A 16,781-nucleotide genomic window follows, 5' to 3' on the forward strand; every position below is an offset into this window, starting at 1 on the left:
GCACGATCCTATCGAACATTGGCGATCATGCCATTTCGCCGCACGTCGGCTGACGGCAAGCTCGAGCCATGAGCAACTTTGATGTCCCCGCCACCATGCGTGCGATCAGCCAGGACGTCCTCGGCGGACCCGAGGCGCTGCACGAGGTCGAGCTGCCGGTGCCACAGCCGGGCCCCAGCGAGATCCTCATCCGCGTGCGCGCCACCGCTCTCAACCCGACCGACTGGAAGCATCGGGCCATCGGCGGCCTGTTCCTGCCCGCACCACCGTTCGTGCTGGGCTGGGACGTCGCGGGTGAAGTGGTCGCCACCGGCTACGGCGTGACATTGTTCGCACCGGGTGACGAGGTCTTCGGCATGTTGCCGTATCCGTACGGGCACGGCGCCGCCGCGGAGTACGTCACCGGTCCGGCTCGCGCATTCGCCAGGAAGCCGAGCAGTCTGACCCATGTCGAGGCCGCCGCCATCCCGCTGGCCGCACTGACCGCCTACCAGGCACTCGTCGATACCGCGGATATCCAAGCCGGGCAACGCGTTCTGATCCACGCCGCGGCAGGCGGCGTCGGGCATTTCGCGGTGCAGATCGCCAAGGCTCGCGGCGCCCACGTCATCGGGACCGCGAGCGCACCGAATCATCCCTACTTGCGCGAGCTCGGCGTCGACGAGGTGATCGACTACCGCACCACCGATTTCACCACAGCGGTACGCGATGTCGATGCCGTCGTGGACCCGCTCGGCATGGAGAGCGTCCTGAAGTCTTTGCGCACGGTGCGTCCCGGCGGCATCGCGGTGTCGCTGCTCCCGTGCGACGCCGCCCAGCTGTCGGCCGCAGCCGAAAAGTTCTCGGTTCGAGCGGTTGTCATGTTGGTCGAGGCCGATCACGCCGGGATGCGAGCTCTCGCCGACATGGCCGCGGCAGGCACCCTGCGCCCCACCGTCGCCGATGCCTTCCCGCTCGCGGAGGCCGCCAAGGCACACGCCCTCGGTGACACCGGCCGCACCGTCGGCAAACTCGTCCTCACCGTGCCCTGACCGCCGGGGGCGAAGGCCGATGCCTGAGATGGATCGGTCGGCGCCATATCCCGGGTGGCGAGCCGGGTGGGCGGTGCCGGGCCGATAAAGCCCGCTCGCCCGGCTCGCCCTCCCCTCACCCGAACTCGCCCGGCTCGCCCCCCTCGCCCGAAGAGGGATACCTACGAGAGCACCGACCGTAAATGCAGCCCGGACAGTCCGGCCAGCGCGACTCGCACCACCGCGACCTGACCTGCCAGGGTGAGATGCACGCCGTCCGGTTCGAACAAGGACTGCTCCGGTGTCGGCCTGGTGACGGCGAGGGTGTCGATCGTTGCCTCGGGCCGCTCCAGCAGCGCCGCCGCGGTCTCCTCGTGATCCTTTACGCGCCAGCTGATCCCGGACATCCGGAACGGTGCGAACTCGGCCAGCAGCTGCTCGTCCACAGCGGTCGGCGTGAGCCACACCCACCGCGAATCTCGCGCCTGCCCGCGCAGCAGCTCGACATTGCGCGCCGTCTCCGCGGCGCTGACGACTCGCTCCCCCTCCCGGCCCAATCGCTGTGCGTCGTTCGCGCCGAGCTGGCACAGCACCCAGTCCGGCCGCAGGAAACCCCACGATCCGGAGCCCCCGAGAACCTGCGTGGTGGTGGCCCCGGCGACGGCGAGGTTCGTGCAGCTGATCTCGTCACCCGGCCGGTGCAGTGCCAACAGGTGGCGCAGGATCTCGAACCAGGACAGCCGATCCGCGGTGCTGCTCTCCCCGAGCGCGACGACCCGCGAGCCCGGCGCAAACGGCAACCGCTCCACCTGCGCGACAATCTGCGGTTCGGTGAGCAGCTCCGCCGCGGCGGCACGCGCCTGCTGTCCAGATCGTCTCGGAGCGAACGGTATTCGTCGGGTTCCAGCCCGAACAGGGCGGCGATGCGAGCCTCGTCGATGCCGTTCAGATACGGCAGCGACAGTTCGGGCTTTTGGAAGCGAACCAGTTTGGCGACGAGTTCGGTGTTCACGAAAACTCCTGATGATCCTCGGATGAAACGAAATACCGACCGAATGGGTCGGCGTGGTCAGCGGTTACGGGCGGGGCAGCCGGAATCCGGCGACGATCAGCCACGCCATGCCGCTGAAGCGGGCGATGGGCAGCACGACCGCGGCCGCGGTGAAGGTCAGCGAGACGGTGGTGAGCATCGCCAGCAAGGCGATTCCCAACCCGATCCGAATCAGCCAAGGCCCCAGCAGTTTTCCCGACGACGCGCCCAGCGCGATGCCCGCTGTCAGCACGCCGGAGGCCATCACATCGGCCGGTCCGCCGGACAGGAAGGCGAGGGTGTGCAGTGCGCGCACCGTGGTCGGATCGGCGTTCACCTCCGGCACGGTCAGCACCCAGCTGATCACACCGGAGCAGAGCAGGAACGCCGCCGCGAGCGTGCCACCGACAGCGGTGAGCGATGCGCCGAACCCGTCGGTGGAGCGGCGCAGCCGGCCGACAGCAGCCGCCACGAACAGCGACAGCGGGATCGCGCTCGCGTACTGCAACGCCGCGCCCGTCCGCACCGCGGCGGAGTGCTCACGAAAGTAGGCGAGCGCGTCTTCGGCATCGGCGAAGGGTGACGGAAAGGGGGCGCCACCGGCGCGAACGGTACCGGCGACAAGTCCGGCGAGAAAGAGTCCGACGGCCGCTGCGGCGAGTGGTCCGAGCGGTGGTTCGAATGGCCGGGCAGGGTTTGTGACGGAGGATGCGGCAGCGATGGCCATGACTATCCATTCTCTACAGTGAATCGTTCTGTGATGGGACAGATCGCCCGCGTCGCCCTCACCCACGAGCACGACCTGTTCGCCGGGCTGACCGACGATGAGTACGAGCAGCTGGCGAACCTGCTGGACAAGTTGGTCGAGACAAGGGAACTGACCCCGGGCGTGCACCCGGGCTATCGCACCCTCGGTTCGTAGCCTCTAACGGGCCTTGGCCGCATCGGCTCGACCTCGACGGTTCGCCCCTTCTCAGCCGACCTGTCCGTAGGCGGCCCAGGGTATTTCCGCGAGCACATCGTTTCACGGCCATTTCAGGCTGCCTGGACGCCCTGCCATGGAAACATGGAAACCTCGTCGATGCGAAGTCAGGGAAGGTGCACTTCCACTGTGCGGGCGGGTGCGCGGTGCTGCGATTCCCCCAGCGCGCCACCGCGTCGATCATTCCCTGGAGGGAATCGCCAGGTGTTCGTGCGCCGACCAGACTCGAGCACCATGAGCAATCGACTCGACGACAGTGCACTCGCGAACTCGACCGAACAGGCCGCGTGGAACGAAACCGATCCGCAGGCCCGTCGCAGGCACGTCGCGGAGCTGCGGGCAGTGGGCAGCGCCCAAGTGCTGACCGATGCGCCCGAAGAGGTCCGGGATCAGCAGATCATGAATTCACTTGCCTACCAACTGGAACCGATGCGCAGCCGGGACGGACTGACCGCACGGACGCGAACGATCCCGCGACCCGGCCCGCACCAGGTCGTGGTGCGGGTGCGCGCCGCCTCGATCGATCGCCGCGACATCATGCTCATGGAAGGCACGTATCCGGTGCCTGCCGAACCGGGGGTGGTGCCGTTGGCCTCCGGTGTGGGCGAGGTGATCGCGCTCGGCAACGGGGTGACTCGGGCCGCGGTGGGAGACCGGGTCACCGGCACCTACTTCCTGGGCTGGATCGACGGCCCGCAGACACAGGCGCTGTCGTGGCGGCAGTACGGCGCCAACCACGATGGCTGGCTGGCCGAACACATAGTGCTGGAGGAGGATTCGGTCGTGCACGTGCCTGGCCATCTGACCGACGCCGAGGCCGCCACGCTCACCTGTGCCGGATTGGTTGCCTGGGCGGGGCTCACCAAGCCGGTGCCGGTCGGCGCCGGGCAGACGGTTCTGACCGTCGGTTCCGGAGTTGTCGGACTGTTCGCCGTGCAGCACGCCACAATGCTGGGGGCGCGCGTCGTGTCGATCACTTCCTCCGCCGAGAAGGCGGAGCGGCTGCGCCGGCTCGGCGCCGACGAGATCGTGGACCGCACCCGCACACCGGACTGGGAACAAGCAGTGCTCGACCTCACCGATGGTCTGGGCGCAGACCACGTGATCGACGCGGTCGGCCCGCTGACCCTGCCGAAATCCCTTGCCGCCGCGGCCTACAACGCACAAGTGACACTCATCGGCGCATTCCCCGGACCGGCCGGGCAACCCTCGGCCGATCCACTGGGCGGAAAGTACCTGGCCATCCGGAGGGTGGCGGTCGGCAGCCGCACCGACTTCGAGGCCATGAATCGGGCGATCGCCGAGCACGGTGCGCGGCCGGTGATCGATCAGGTCTTTCCGTTCGACCGGGCCGTCGACGCCTTCCGCCACTTCACCGAGGGCGACCCCTTCGGCAAAGTCGTCATCACCGTGCCGTGAAGAATCCGGCGGCCTGGTGCGGCGCGCCACGAGCGCACACAACGCCACACGCCGCGACCAGCACTGCGGGTGTCAGGAGCCCGGTTCGGTTATCCGCTCGAAGCGGGCAACGAGCCAGACTCGCTTGTTCCTGCCCTCTGGGTTGGTGAACTGCGGCTTCACCTGCCCGGTGTCATCCAGGAAACCGGTGATCGTCACCTTGTAGTCGTCATCGTCGATGGGCACGATGTCGTTCTCGTGGACCAGCGGCAGTTTGACCGCATCCGGTACGTCCCCGGGCTGGTTCGGCGTCTCGTCATGGCGGAAACGCAGCGTGAAGGTGTGGTCGAACCCCTCGTCCTGGAAGTCCACGGTGACCTCGAGATACACCCAGAACTGGTCGTGTTTCAGGTGGATTCGACGGTTGTAGTGGGTGAAGATGCCCAGATTGAAATCCTTGCCGTCGAGGCGCGCCTCGACGTCGGTCAAGCCCGTGAAGTCGTAGCCGCTCTTCTCCTCGTCCTCGAGGCCGCCCCATCTGAGGCTCGATCTGATGCCGGTGCTGGACCTGACGCCAGGTTGTCTCAGGCCCTGGAACTGGGACTCTTCTACGCTGACGCGCGTCCATTCGCCTTTGGTGCTGACTTTCCCCATGACAGATGTGCTCCTTGTTCTGGATTCCACCGAACGATCCGCCTATCCATCCCTCGACTCCATCGTCCCTTCGGGGTGGCGTCCCTGTCAGCGAAATGGCTCCGATTGAACGTGAACTCTGTTGAGCGGCAACGGAACCGGGATACCAACCAAGCACTGGGCCGCGATCATTGCCTGCTCAGGCTTCGCTCGTCATTGCCGATGCATTGGGGTGCAACGACTTCGGAGTGACCGGATGGCCGGAGGGTGGTCCGTGGGCACTCGCGGCAGCCGCCTCATCGATCCGCAACGACTGCGCCACGTCAGCAGCATCGTAGGTGGCAGCTACGGAGCATTCGGTGACAACTGGGCCGCGGATCACCTCTCCAGGATCGACGCGCTGGAGGAACCCTCGCCCTGCGCTTCACCCCCGGCTTTCGCCTGATGTACGCAATCCTCGGCGTCACTGCCAAAGCGCTTCCGCAGGCGCTACCTCGACCAAGCCCGGAAAGTCCGGGTCGGGCGGATAGACCCCGTCCCAGATGTGATCGGCTTCCTCTTCGAGAAACGAGATCTCACCGATCTTCATATCGCAACCCAAGCGCAGCAGCCCTACATTGCACCGCCCGATACGGGTGGTCAGGTCGTCGAGCAGTATCGTCAGTCCGCCCTCCCGCCTGACGATTGCGAAACTGGACCATATGTTCAGGATGTCCTATGCGAGCCGGGCACGCGAAGTCGCGCCTCGAAATCGTTGTCCAAGTTGGACTCACTGGTGCGGTCGGGTTTCCCCGGGCTTCGCTGTGACGGCATGAATCGTGTCGACGAGAGTTCCGATGGACTGCGCTCCAAGAGGGATGCGATGCGGCAGTAGCCGCCATAGCGTACTGCCTCGCCCGTCGTCGGTTATCGCGATGACGGGGAGTCCACCGGCCGCGCCGATCAATTCGGGACTGCGGTCGAGAACCCTATCATCGAGCTGCAACACCACCACATCAGGCGCAATGCGACGCAATTGATGTGACAGCTCTTCCAGATCCCGCGCTGGGACGGCCTCGACGACCGTCAGATCGGCACGAGCCTGTAAACAGCTGCGGATCAGGTCGCCGATGATTCCTGAGCATGCGACCAGCGCTACAGTCGTCCTAGTCCTGTCGTTCATTCGAGGCCTCGAAACTGACGCCGCCTACCGACGCCATCGCATCCAGTAACACTCCGAGCATCCGTCCGCGGCAATGGGTCTCCGGGTCTGCCTCTCGGTGATCCCGATCTGGATCGGTGTCCCAGCCCAAGGTTCGTTTCACAGTGCAAGCACGGGATCGGCCGAACATCACGAACAAGATATCGGCACCGATACTGCCGATGGCGCAGTAAGTGAATGCTGCGTCCACCGTCGGGCAAGCGTGTGCCGAAGTGAGCTCGTCATACGACTCGATTAACAGCCGACCAAACTTCGTCGAGCCCCCTATACGGAGGCGGATCAGTCGGGTTGTTTCGAATCCGGATACCTCCGGGCGTTGTCATATTGCCGACGGCTACCAAGGCATCGTCGTTCATGGTGAATAGCATGGCTGGCTCATCGAAAACAGGCAATTGCGCCCCGCCGACCGCCATGTTTCCCTGTACCACCGCGCGTCGAGCCTGCAGCTCGAGAGCTCGCTTGGCGTCGTTGGCGGTAGGTGGGCGCGGCTGGACGAACCGATTCGTCGACACTATTGCGTCGGAACCAACGGTCGAGATAATCGCAGCCGCCTCTACGCCACCTCCGTAGAAACTATTGCCCTCCACACGCACAGTCGCGGGAGTAGCCGGCTCTCCTTCTGCGGTGCCTCCGACGCCGAGTGCCTTCCAGAATGCTTCTCGACGACCATCCTCCTCAGCACGAGGGCGGACCATGTTGTCGGCTATCGCCACCTCGGTGGCTGTCGATCCGATGAAGATGCCGAACGCCGGCAGAGCCAGACCGCCGACGTGCAGGATTGTATTGCCGCTGACCCGCACCACATCGGCGAGCACGACCCATACGCCGAAAGCTGCGCTAGTACCGCTGGCGAGAGGAGCTTGTGCGGGGACGCCGTTGATCACGTTGCCGATAACATTCACGACGCCCGCGCCAGTAGCAGAGTCCAGGACCGCGATACCCAATACGAAGTCGGCGCCGCCGTCAAAAGCGGCCGTGTGGTGATTGCTCAGGTCCAGGATCTGGTTGTTATCGATGCAGATGTGCTCCTGACGTCCGCTGTGGCGCACCACGATCCCGCCGCCTGCGTTCTGTACCACATTCCGCTTCACCAGCAGGCTAGCTACTGGTGCATCGACCAGGATTCCGAAGCCACCGACGCCGATTGCGCGATTGCCGACTATCTGCACATGGCCGGAGACCTCCTGCTCATGCGCAAGCTCGATGTGTATTCCATGTTGATCAGGCACTCCTTGGTTGGAGGTGATCTCGTTGTCGGTGATCACCGCCCGCGCCGCAGTGCGTATGCCTACCCCGGCGACGGTTTCGATCACGTTGCCCGTGATAGTGAGGACGCCATCAACCGGTTCGGTAGGGCCGTGGACGAGCAGCCCGGTGGCGGCGATACCGGCGGCGTCCGTGCCCGTCACCACGTTGTTGGTGATTCGCAGCTCGCCGCGGTGCCCCCCGGGCGCACTGAGGGTAATACCGCACCGGACGATATCGTCGTCTCTGGCGACGCCGGGCGGTTGACACTCGATCGTGTTGTCCTCGATTCGCAGTCCGTTCGTCTCTGCCCGGGGCGGTTCGGTAACTCCTTCGATTCCGGTATCGGCGAAGATGAGGTTCCGCCGTAGCGTGGTGATCCATTGCCCGCCGGCGAGCGCGATTCCGACCTGTCGCGCACTCTGCCTACAGTCGATGAAGACGTTGTCGAGTGTGGTTTTTCCGCAGTCCTGCAGGACCACGGCCGGGTCGGTTCCCGAGACGACGATCAACATCCCGGTGACGGTGATGTCGAGCGCTTCTTTGACCTCGATCGCCGTACCGCCGGCGGTCAAAATGGCGCCGGGCCCGCGAAGCACGATCGACCGTACTCGCTCCAGCAAGAGCGGCTCTCTCAGTAGGTACTCACCGGGACACAGTGTGATGGTGGCGCCGTTCGTTGCGCGTTCGATCGCTTGCTGGATGGTAAACGTGTCGCTGTTGTGTTCCGTTGGGGTCACACAGATCTCGCACGGGCAGCCCGCGGAGGGTGTCGGATCGGATGGTCGACAATCCCGTACTGCGCCTGGTGAGATCAGTGCGAGCCGGGCGTAGTGATGGTGGATACCGCGCGGCGGAGCTACCGTGAGCTGTTCGACGGATTGGTCTGCCGTCCGGGCTGCGAATACCCAGTAGTCACCTGGTCGCCCGGCATCGTCGCCGAACTCGACGGTGATTCCGTGCTCGAGCTCGACGGCGGTGTGCGGGTCAGGAAGTTCGCGGACGCCATTCCACAGCACAATCCGCAGGTGACGGCCCGTGGCGTTCTCGTTCTCTGACGGTCCCAAATCCGCTGGCAGTGGAGTGTCGAACGAGATCGTGCCACTTGCCTGGTCGACCGAAATCTGCCGCAATTCGCCAGTACGACGGCTGAGTTCACGGTTGTCGTCGAGGATTTCGACCCAGTCGTTGTCAGCGAACCGAATGAAGTCGTCGTGACCCAATTGCGAGAGGCGCAAAGAGCTTTCGGAGATCAGCTCGACGACGGGGCTGGCGATGCTCGCATTGTCTCGGGACCATTTGAACTGCGGCTCGCCCTCGGCGCCGATCCCGTGCAATTCGACTCGATACAGATGGTTTTCGAGCCCGCGATAGCCCCCGGTCGGGGGTAGCTCGCAGACCGGGTCATCGACCGGATCGACCGGAACCGTGCCGGTCGTGAGGCGGGCACCGGAGGGGGCGACCAGCTCCTCCCAATTTTCGATCGGACCATTGCAGGTGGCTGCTTCGCCGACGTCCGCGAGTAGGCGTACCTGCCAAACCGTTTGGGTCCGTGTCGTGGTGTCGACGCCGATCGCCGACTCGACGAGATGCGGCGCATTGAGGTAGGTAAGTTCGCGCTGCCACACATCCAGGTATGCCAGATGTGTTCCGTCTCCACCGGGCAGTGGGTCTGGCACCGGCAGGTAAGGTTGCGCGGGATAGTCCACTGAACCGTCGAAAGTGGGTTCAGCTAGTACTCCGTCGAATACCGCGTGGTGCGGATCGCCATGATTCTCGGCCAGCAGTCCGTCGACATACATCCGCCCGCGCCCGATCTTCAGGCTGCCGTCCTCGGCGGTGATCTCGAATGCGCCGGGTGTCAGTTTCGATACCTGGGCAACGTTGTTCGCTCGTTGGTCGGCGACCTGGGCGCGCAACCGGCGATCGAGGATGTCGCCGAGTTCGTTGAGGTCGCTGTCGGGCAGCACTCTGCCCTGCTGGAGCCCGACGCCTGAGTGATCGCGCAGCGCGTCCATGCGCACTCGGCTCACGTCCGCGGCCATGGCACCCTCCTTTCTAATCGGCGTAGATGAACCCTGCTTCGAGGCCGAAACGCAGGTACTCGTCGAGGCGCAGCCTGAGGTTGATCTCCCGCTGTGGCTCGTGCAGGTAATGGGTCACACCCATTTCGCCACCGTCGTCGGCTCCCCGGCGGATCGCGTCCGGTGTGGACGGCCGGAGCTGGGCGTATCCCGGGTCGCCATACCGCAGTGAGGTGAAATGCGGCCGGTGCGGGGGCTCGGCCGGCTCGGTGCGGTATCGGCGCGGTACCCGGGATTCGAGAGGCAAGTAGCTGAACCGTACACAACCGATCTGGCGGCGCTCGGCCCAGACCGGTGCGGACCAAGCGTCATCCGCCGTGGGTGGCCTGGGCAGGCGGGCATCTATCAGAGAGTTGGATATGTCGACGCGGCTGGCACGCACGCGGCCGACAACGGTGGATCCGTCGAGCCGAAGGGCGGCACCGAATCCCTCGTCGCCTGTGTAGGCCACACCCTCCGGCGTGCCTGCGTCGATAATGCTGTCCTTGATCGACACCGTTGCCCCGTCGACCGCGACGATCGGTCCAAGAACACAGCGGTCGATGGTCACCGACGCGAACGGGTGCATGATCCACAGGCTCGCATCGCCCGGTGCGGTCGGCTCACCGGCCTCGTTCCGGGTGAGACCCGGCACCAACGTGCAATGCCGCAGCACTAGATGGCGCGGCTCGACGTCGCTGTGCGCGATGAGTACGAGTGGTCCACCAGCGATCAACAAGCCGTCGATGACGACGGTTGACCCGACGTCACCTTCCAGCCTGATGCTTTCGCGGGTAAGCAGCAGCGGCCGATGGCGATTCGCCGACCGGAGCGTCAACCGGGCACCGACGTTCGGGGCCAGCCGTGGTGTCCCCTCGTAGCGCCAGTTGTCGACGATCTCGACGACCCCGCCGTCAGCCGTCGAGTCCAATGGCGGCCGTAGGGCCGCGCCGGATTCGACAGTTATGGCCGGATTATCCGGAACCGGCGGGTCTCCGCGGTCGTAGCCGCCCCCGCCGACGTTCAGGGCCGTGCCGTAGTGGAAGGTTCCGACCACCGTAGCCAGGTTCGGGGGCGGGTCGGAGAAGTACACCCGGCCGAGCATGGGATCGATTGCGACCGTGTCCGACCCGGGCGCGGGCGCATGCGCCCAGTCACCGACCACATCGCTGAGATCGCAGATCCGGATGGTGGCCGGCACCGTCCCGTCTATCACCTCTAGCGACACGCTGTTGTTCGAACCGTAATAGTGGTCCCGGTGTGCGGACAGCCAACGCCTGGACAGCGGAATGGGTACATCGAATGGTTCGGCGAGGTGGCTGATCTCGTCCTCGGTGCGTGGAGAGCCGTACAGCGGCTGGTCGGTGCCGAGCGGGTCGAATCGGAACCGCCGGTTGCCGTCGTCGACGGCAGGCAGCGGTGAGCGGCGCAGCGGGACCGCGGCCACTCGCCACAGGAAGATCCCGATGTTGGGGACGTTGTAGCGACCCTCGCCGGTGGCGACGCCGCGCACGTCGGGCGTGTGCGGCAAGTTGTCGAACGCGCTGCCGCCGAACTCCAGTAGCGTCGGCTCGCGCAGGCTGGGAGTGCCACCTCTGCCGTGGCGGATGTGGTTCATGTACTGGGTACAGGTCAGCAGCTCGAAGAACTCTACGGCGCGGGCTGGCCAGCCGGTCACGTCGCGGGCGAGTTGTTCAAGCATCGATGCGGTGCCCTTGCGCCGCCGGAATCGGATCGTGTTCGCCACTTCCGCGCGCGGAGACGCAACCGCTGGAACGACGCCGTGCAGTGGCCGATATCCGATCAGGTCACCGATGTATGGCGCCACCCATTCGGCGCAAGTCTCGATGAACTGGTCGTCGTAGAACTGGTCGAGGCTGTCATCGATTACCGTGAGCTGCTCAGCGATCACATCGAGCAACTCGCGCAGCGGGTTGCCCAGCTGTTCGTCGCGGAGCCGGTAGACCGCGGGCAGCAGCGCGATGAGGTCTTTGCCGTTCAACGCATCTCCTTCAACTCGTCGAAGGGATCACCGCTGGCAATGGTGAGCAACTCGGCGGCGAGCGGTGCACCCACAGCGGTGGCGCGTGGCCTCGCGGCGAGCAGTCGATGGACGGGATGGCTCGGGTTGGTCGGCCATCCTGGCTCAGGTGGTTTCGGCGCTTTGACGCGGTAGAGCCTGTCCAGGTCGACGGCGAGCACGCCGGGCACACGGTGGATAGCGGCGTATACTTCGGATCGGTGCACTGGCAGGCCGAAGCCGCGTGCTGTGAACGAGAAGACTCGCGCAAGCTCCGCGCGGATCGCCGCGGCGACTGCCGCAGCCTGGTGGTCGGGGTCGCGCCGGAACCGAAGCGCCAGCCGGAAGCTTGCCGCCCGATGCGGGAGCACGAGCACCGACACCGTTGGGTCGCCGAATGTGCGGAGCGACGTCACAAGCCGCGACCGCGTGGCGGCGGGAACCTTCGCTCCGTCTGGTCCTGCGACGGTCACCACAATCGACCGGCCGCCCGTGAGGGTGAGCATGGTGGCCTCCGCCTTGGCGATTCCCGCGAACCCACGGGCGAAGTCGGCATAGTCCAACAGAGACACCGCTCGGTCGAGGGTGCGCACAGTCAGCGGGATCGCCTGGCGCGCAACGTCGGCAAGCTCACTGTCGGCGCCGCCAACTGCAGGCTGAGGGTTGGTCACCCTAGTCAGCCCGAGCGGCGGATCCATCACCTGGCTGATTGCGCCCGCCGCCACGTTGCCGACAGTGCCGATGCCTGTGCGGTACTCGGCAAGGACGTTGTGCGACCCGGTCACGAGCCTGGCGCCGTTGACGCCGTCGCCGAAAACCGCGACCACCCTGCCCTTCTCGGTGTCCTGGATGACGAAGCTCCGCTCCTCCGGCGATGCTCGATACAAGGTCGGCACCTCATGCCATTCGACTTTGTTGACTCGGATTTTCAGCGTCGATATGGCGCCGGCCGGATCTGTGGACGGCACATACGTCAGCGGCCCGGTCCCCAGCTCGAAGCGCTGATGTCCCACTGTGCCGTCACCACCACCCAGGATCTGGTGCACCGTCTCACCGTGCGTCGCCACGGCCACGTTGCCGTAGAGCACTGCGGTGCCACGCCGGTAGCCGACGAGTGAAAGAGCGGCGGTCAGCTGGATGTCGGTCGACATTCCGTTGGGCTGCGTTCTCGCGACGGTGACCAACTCGCTGATCGGATTCCCGTCGTCGCCGACGCCGGCGAGCAGCATTCGGCGCCCCGCCGGGAGTTCGACGATGCCCTCGACGGTCAAGAGGTCGCCTGTCAGCGGAGTGTGGTCCGGTTCCTCTGCAACAGTGAGAAGTTCGCTCGCTGCGTACACGATCGTTTCCCGGACGTGGACGTCGAAACCGCTGACGCTGCGACCGACGCAGACTCGGGTGATCGTCGCCGAGATCGCATACTCACTTCGGGACAGCTCACGGACGTCGCCCACAGTCTCGAGGGTTGACCGGTCGGTGTCGTACTGCAGGATAAGGTGGGAGCCGCGCACGATGTCAGGGTGAGAGCCGTCGAGGTCGACGTTGTGGTCGTTGGGACTGACGTCGAAGCACCAGTCCTCTTTTTCCTGTCCACCATCGATGAGGCTTTTGTGAGGGGCGTTGTGCCCAAAGATCCTCAGCGTCTTGCGGAAGACGTGGAGCTGCGCTTCGGCCGGAAGGGTGGTGTCGGTAGGTCGGTTCTGCCAGGTGACGATCGTCCGGTCGTCGGCGGGTAGCTCCGTGGCGGTTATGACTGTGCGCATGGTCCACTCAGTCGCCGAGGATGCATCGGAGCGGGCGAACAGCAGCTTGTCGCCCGCCTTCAGCCGGTGTCCGGTGCCGACCAGGTATGCGAGGTTCGTGTCCGCGCCGAATACGGTGGGTCGAGTCGCCTGGATCCGCAAGACGTTCCACTCCGGCCGCGCAGTGATCGCTTCGCCTGCTTCGAACGTCTGCGGCTGCTCGCCGGGTCCTGGCACGCTGCGCAGCGCAAGGCCGAGCGGAAGCTCTACGGCTCCGGCGGGGAGGTAGGGGCCGGCAGCGAACGCCTCGTCCGCTGTACCGGTGGCGGCGGACGTTGCGGGTGGCGGTTGAACGAAAAAAGCTAGATGCGTGGCCGACGCCACTCCTGGACGCAGGCGGTACGCGACCAGCCGCGCTAGCTCCTGCAAGGAGGTGCGGTTTACGGCGGTACCCAGATACGACTCGTGAGCAAGCCGCTCGGTGTAGAAGGTGAGCACATCGCAGAGCGTTGCGACGCCGTCGAGCAGCGCGATCGTGAAGTCCCGCTCGTCACGGCTGCGCAGCTGGGCCAGCGCCGGGTGGCCCACATCGGACAGGCGGGCGACCAGGCCGGCGAGAAAGTCGGTGTGTGAGCCGACACGGTATTCGATAGAGGAAAGACCAGGGCGTTGCGCCACTTCCCGCGGTGTCGAGGTGCGACCGGCGCAGCAGCCGAACTCTGAGTAAGAGGTCGTCATTTCCCACCTCCTGTCGTCAGGGCGAGCACGCCACGTTCGGGGAAGTTCGGATCATTGTCGAGCCTCGCGATCTCGAGCCGGTCTATCGCGATAACGCCGGTGCGCAGGTGCGGCCGACTCGGATGGCCGCGGCGAGCGAAGGTGTGCACGTTCACTGATGCGACTCCGGGCACCGTCTGCGCGGCTGCGTAGATCGGGCTCAAGTAGACCGGTTGCCCGAAGGTGACGTTGTCGGGCCGGAACAGCTCAGTGAGATTGCGACGCACGTCGCGCGCGACCGCGGTTCGGAAGTGATCCGGGTGCACGCAGATGTGCACGCCTATGTCGAGCGCGACGTAAATCGGGCCGTCGACCTCGATGTCATAGCCAGCCATGCGGTAGCGCTCGAGGTGACTGCGTAGTTCGGCCTCGAAAACCTCGGTCACCTCGCCACCGCCGACGCGGTCGACTGTCACGAACACGGTGTGCCAGCTGCCGGTCCATCGAAATGTGGCGACAGCGCGCTGGACCTGCGGGTGTCGCTCGGCCATCGCTGCGTAGTCAGCGGGCGTCACCGCCCGTTCCTGGACGCGGAACGCCTGCGGTGCGTCTCTGCGGACCTGATCCGCGGACTCCGGATCCACACCCCCGGCAGCGGGCAACGGGTTTCCCACCGATGTTATTCGGTCGTTTACCATCGCAACGTGAGCGATCGCCTCAGCGCCGATGTTGCCGGTGAAGCCGCTGCCCACCCGGTAGGTGGCCAAGAATCTGGCACCGCTCGGCGGGCGCCTGCCATGCACGCCGTCACCGAATCGGAGGATCGCGGTGCCGTCGTCCTCCGTCTCGATGACGAACTCTTTGGCGTCAGCGCTGGATAGCAAGTCGGGTCGGGGCAGCCATTCCTCGTCCGTGCATTTTCCGCTGACGGGATCGGCGACGCACAGCGTGATCGCGGGCCTCGCCGTCCGCGGTGCTGCCGCGGTGATCGCGGTAGCCGCCATGGCACGTCCGTACACGAGCAATCGGCCCGAGGCGATGACGGCGCGTAGCACGGTCTCCCCATTGCTGATCGACCACGTCCCGTCACCGCCACCCACCGTGGCCGGTCGGCAGAGAGAGATGCCATGGCTGGCGAGCCAATCGGTCAACGCCGATCCGTAGGTCCTGGCTTCCAGCTCGGCGAGCAGCGGTGCTTCGGTTGCGCTCTCGAAAATCAGCGCGGGCGACGTCCGTACGACGTGTGTCACGGGCCCACGCGCGAGCGTCGGGCGGAATCGCACTGGAGCCTGCCTGTCCGTGGATTGGGTGCTGCATGGCGACTCCGGGCTGGTCTGTGCGAAGTCGTGCGGCGGAGGCACTTTCGACAACTGCTCGCCCGCGCGGGTACAGCCGTGGTCCGCCACGATCATGTTTCCCCAAGCCGTGCTCACCTCGAGGTCCGCGGCGTCCTCGTCACCCTCGGCCCTCAGGGTCGCGGTGAGGCACAGCGGGAACGGCAACGCGTCGGCCTCGTCCCATTCGATGTTCGTCACCGGCACTGCGTTCTCGTGTGGATCGTCGGCGAACAGCCCGCCGGACGGGTCCTCGTCGAGCATTACATGAGTCAGCCTGACCGGCCACCGATGGCTGATGTCGGCATCGACACGTTCGCCGGTCGTCGGGCTCATCGTCTGCGCCAGCATCAATACGTCACCAGCCTTGAGTTCCGGCCGTGCACCTCGCAACGTTGCCCTGGTAGCGCCTTTCGGTAACCAGCATTCCCGGTCGCCCCATGTGTAGAAGTGCAGCTCGTTGTGTTCGGGGTAGGCGACGAGATGCTCAGCCGTCTCGAAAGTGATCGCTCCGGCATCGACCGCGGCTCGATGCTCCGTACCGTCCCGGGCAAACATGGGCGGCAGTCCCGAAACACGAGTGAGCACGGGGGTTCCGGCGGGCAGCGTCGTTACCGCACCGGTTACCCGCACTTGCACGAACACACGCGCCGAGCAGCCCTCGTGTACCTGATAGTCGACCAGTCGGGCGTGGCGGCGCAACGAGATCCGGTGCCGGGCGGTCCCGAGGTACGCCTCCGTCGCGATGGCGTCCTGCCGGTAAGTTAACCTGTCCCCCACGTAGGCCAGGAGCTCGACCAGTGCTATACCCAGGTCAGCCGCGCTGCGCTCGTGCCACTGTGGTGCCAGAAGGCTCATGCGGTCCAGCAGTAGCCGACGGAGGCTCGAATAGTCCCTCGCGAGGTAATCGATCACCGGGGCAGGCCTTTGTTCAGGCGGGCACGGCGCGGTCTCGCGGCAGTCGAAGTTGCTGCCGCATTCCACCTTGAACGAGAACGTGATCTCGGCCAGCAGCGGATCGAACCCCGTCGGCGGCTGATCGCTACCCGCGCCGGCGACCAGACGCAGCGTGTACGACGAGAAATCACCGCTGCCTGCTGTCCGCACTACGAGCACCCGGTCGAGGTCGGTCAGCCCGGCGACCAGAGCCGGCTCCTCTTCGGGCGGCAGCGCATCCGCGGTGGTCGCCCAGGAAATGCCGACATTGCGGATCCGTTCACCACCTTCGATTCTGACGTTCGTGACGTCGAGCGCCTCCGCCGACAACAGCAGCCGAACGAAAAGGGTGCGCTGACGCAACCCCTCGGTCGGCGCATCCGAATCACTCACTTCGAGGTACTCGATCCCGTTGAGTACGCCCGCTTGTTTTACTGCGGTGAGCCGTCGCACCACGCAACACAGATACT

General features: G+C 65.5%; 12 protein-coding genes. 3 read left to right on the plus strand and 9 right to left on the minus strand.

What is annotated here, in order from left to right:
• The first annotated feature begins 68 nt into the window (after positions 1-68).
• The gene (locus tag ACRWNM_RS24600) at positions 69-1,031 is read left to right on the plus strand and encodes an NADP-dependent oxidoreductase (RefSeq protein WP_431970446.1); all 963 of its coding nucleotides are present in this window, start codon (positions 69-71) and stop codon (positions 1,029-1,031) included.
• Positions 1,032-1,192: 161 nt separating this feature from the next.
• Here the strand turns inward: ACRWNM_RS24600 and ACRWNM_RS24605 are convergent, their stop codons facing one another.
• On the minus strand, positions 1,193-1,810 hold the full coding sequence (locus tag ACRWNM_RS24605; RefSeq protein ID WP_431970447.1) for an SGNH/GDSL hydrolase family protein: 618 nt from the start codon (positions 1,808-1,810) through the stop codon (positions 1,193-1,195).
• A 276-nt stretch (positions 1,811-2,086) separates the two neighbouring features.
• The gene (locus ACRWNM_RS24610; RefSeq protein ID WP_431970448.1) at positions 2,087-2,767 is read right to left on the minus strand and encodes a hypothetical protein; all 681 of its coding nucleotides are present in this window, start codon (positions 2,765-2,767) and stop codon (positions 2,087-2,089) included.
• Positions 2,768-2,800: 33 nt separating this feature from the next.
• Here ACRWNM_RS24610 and ACRWNM_RS24615 point away from each other — a divergent pair, with 33 nt between their 5' ends.
• Both ACRWNM_RS24615 and ACRWNM_RS24620 read left to right on the plus strand, forming a co-directional pair.
• Complete coding sequence (locus ACRWNM_RS24615; protein ID WP_431970449.1) at positions 2,801-2,962, plus strand: hypothetical protein; 162 nt, start codon at positions 2,801-2,803, stop codon at positions 2,960-2,962.
• A gap of 294 nt (positions 2,963-3,256) precedes the next feature.
• The gene (locus ACRWNM_RS24620) at positions 3,257-4,441 is read left to right on the plus strand and encodes a zinc-dependent alcohol dehydrogenase family protein (protein WP_431970450.1); all 1,185 of its coding nucleotides are present in this window, start codon (positions 3,257-3,259) and stop codon (positions 4,439-4,441) included.
• 72 nt (positions 4,442-4,513) lie between these two features.
• On the opposite strand, the gene ACRWNM_RS24625 is transcribed toward ACRWNM_RS24620, so the two are convergent.
• The 7 genes from ACRWNM_RS24625 to ACRWNM_RS24655 all read right to left on the minus strand — a co-directional run bounded on the left by ACRWNM_RS24625 (position 4,514) and on the right by ACRWNM_RS24655 (position 16,767).
• The gene (locus ACRWNM_RS24625) at positions 4,514-5,074 is read right to left on the minus strand and encodes a choice-of-anchor K domain-containing protein (protein ID WP_431970451.1); all 561 of its coding nucleotides are present in this window, start codon (positions 5,072-5,074) and stop codon (positions 4,514-4,516) included.
• A gap of 442 nt (positions 5,075-5,516) precedes the next feature.
• A complete protein-coding gene (locus ACRWNM_RS24630) occupies positions 5,517-5,642 on the minus strand; it encodes a hypothetical protein (RefSeq protein WP_431970452.1) in 126 nt (41 codons plus the stop codon).
• Positions 5,643-5,822: 180 nt separating this feature from the next.
• Positions 5,823-6,215: a hypothetical protein gene (locus ACRWNM_RS24635; RefSeq protein ID WP_431970453.1), complete on the minus strand. Its 393-nt coding sequence runs from the start codon at positions 6,213-6,215 to the stop codon at positions 5,823-5,825.
• Between the two features lie 260 nt (positions 6,216-6,475).
• Positions 6,476-9,544, minus strand: coding sequence for a DUF6519 domain-containing protein (locus ACRWNM_RS24640; protein WP_431970454.1), 3,069 nt, complete (start codon positions 9,542-9,544; stop codon positions 6,476-6,478).
• A gap of 13 nt (positions 9,545-9,557) precedes the next feature.
• Positions 9,558-11,564, minus strand: a complete 2,007-nt coding sequence (locus ACRWNM_RS24645; RefSeq protein WP_431970455.1) for a hypothetical protein — start codon at positions 11,562-11,564, stop codon at positions 9,558-9,560.
• A complete protein-coding gene (locus ACRWNM_RS24650; RefSeq protein ID WP_431970456.1) occupies positions 11,561-14,062 on the minus strand; it encodes a putative baseplate assembly protein in 2,502 nt (833 codons plus the stop codon). Before ACRWNM_RS24650 ends, ACRWNM_RS24645 begins: the two co-directional genes overlap by 4 nt.
• Positions 14,059-16,767, minus strand: coding sequence for a putative baseplate assembly protein (locus ACRWNM_RS24655; protein WP_431970457.1), 2,709 nt, complete (start codon positions 16,765-16,767; stop codon positions 14,059-14,061). The genes ACRWNM_RS24650 and ACRWNM_RS24655 overlap by 4 nt, the downstream gene beginning before the upstream one ends.
• Positions 16,768-16,781 lie beyond the last annotated feature (14 nt).

Source organism: Nocardia sp. bgisy134 (genome assembly GCF_965341865.1).
In the GTDB taxonomy this organism is placed as follows: Bacteria; Actinomycetota; Actinomycetes; order Mycobacteriales; family Mycobacteriaceae; genus Nocardia.

Excerpts from the sequence above, each read along its gene's own strand:
- ACRWNM_RS24650 (WP_431970456.1), bottom strand. The coding sequence starts at position 14,062 with ATGACGACCTCTTACTCAGAGTTCGGCTGCTGCGCCGGTCGCACCTCG.
- ACRWNM_RS24625 (WP_431970451.1), bottom strand. The coding sequence starts at position 5,074 with ATGGGGAAAGTCAGCACCAAAGGCGAATGGACGCGCGTCAGCGTAGAA.
- ACRWNM_RS24640 (WP_431970454.1), bottom strand. The coding sequence starts at position 9,544 with ATGGCCGCGGACGTGAGCCGAGTGCGCATGGACGCGCTGCGCGATCAC.
- ACRWNM_RS24615 (WP_431970449.1), top strand. The coding sequence starts at position 2,801 with ATGGGACAGATCGCCCGCGTCGCCCTCACCCACGAGCACGACCTGTTC.
- ACRWNM_RS24620 (WP_431970450.1), top strand. The coding sequence starts at position 3,257 with ATGAGCAATCGACTCGACGACAGTGCACTCGCGAACTCGACCGAACAG.
- ACRWNM_RS24635 (WP_431970453.1), bottom strand. The coding sequence starts at position 6,215 with ATGAACGACAGGACTAGGACGACTGTAGCGCTGGTCGCATGCTCAGGA.
- ACRWNM_RS24630 (WP_431970452.1), bottom strand. The coding sequence starts at position 5,642 with ATGAAGATCGGTGAGATCTCGTTTCTCGAAGAGGAAGCCGATCACATC.
- ACRWNM_RS24610 (WP_431970448.1), bottom strand. The coding sequence starts at position 2,767 with ATGGCCATCGCTGCCGCATCCTCCGTCACAAACCCTGCCCGGCCATTC.
- ACRWNM_RS24600 (WP_431970446.1), top strand. The coding sequence starts at position 69 with ATGAGCAACTTTGATGTCCCCGCCACCATGCGTGCGATCAGCCAGGAC.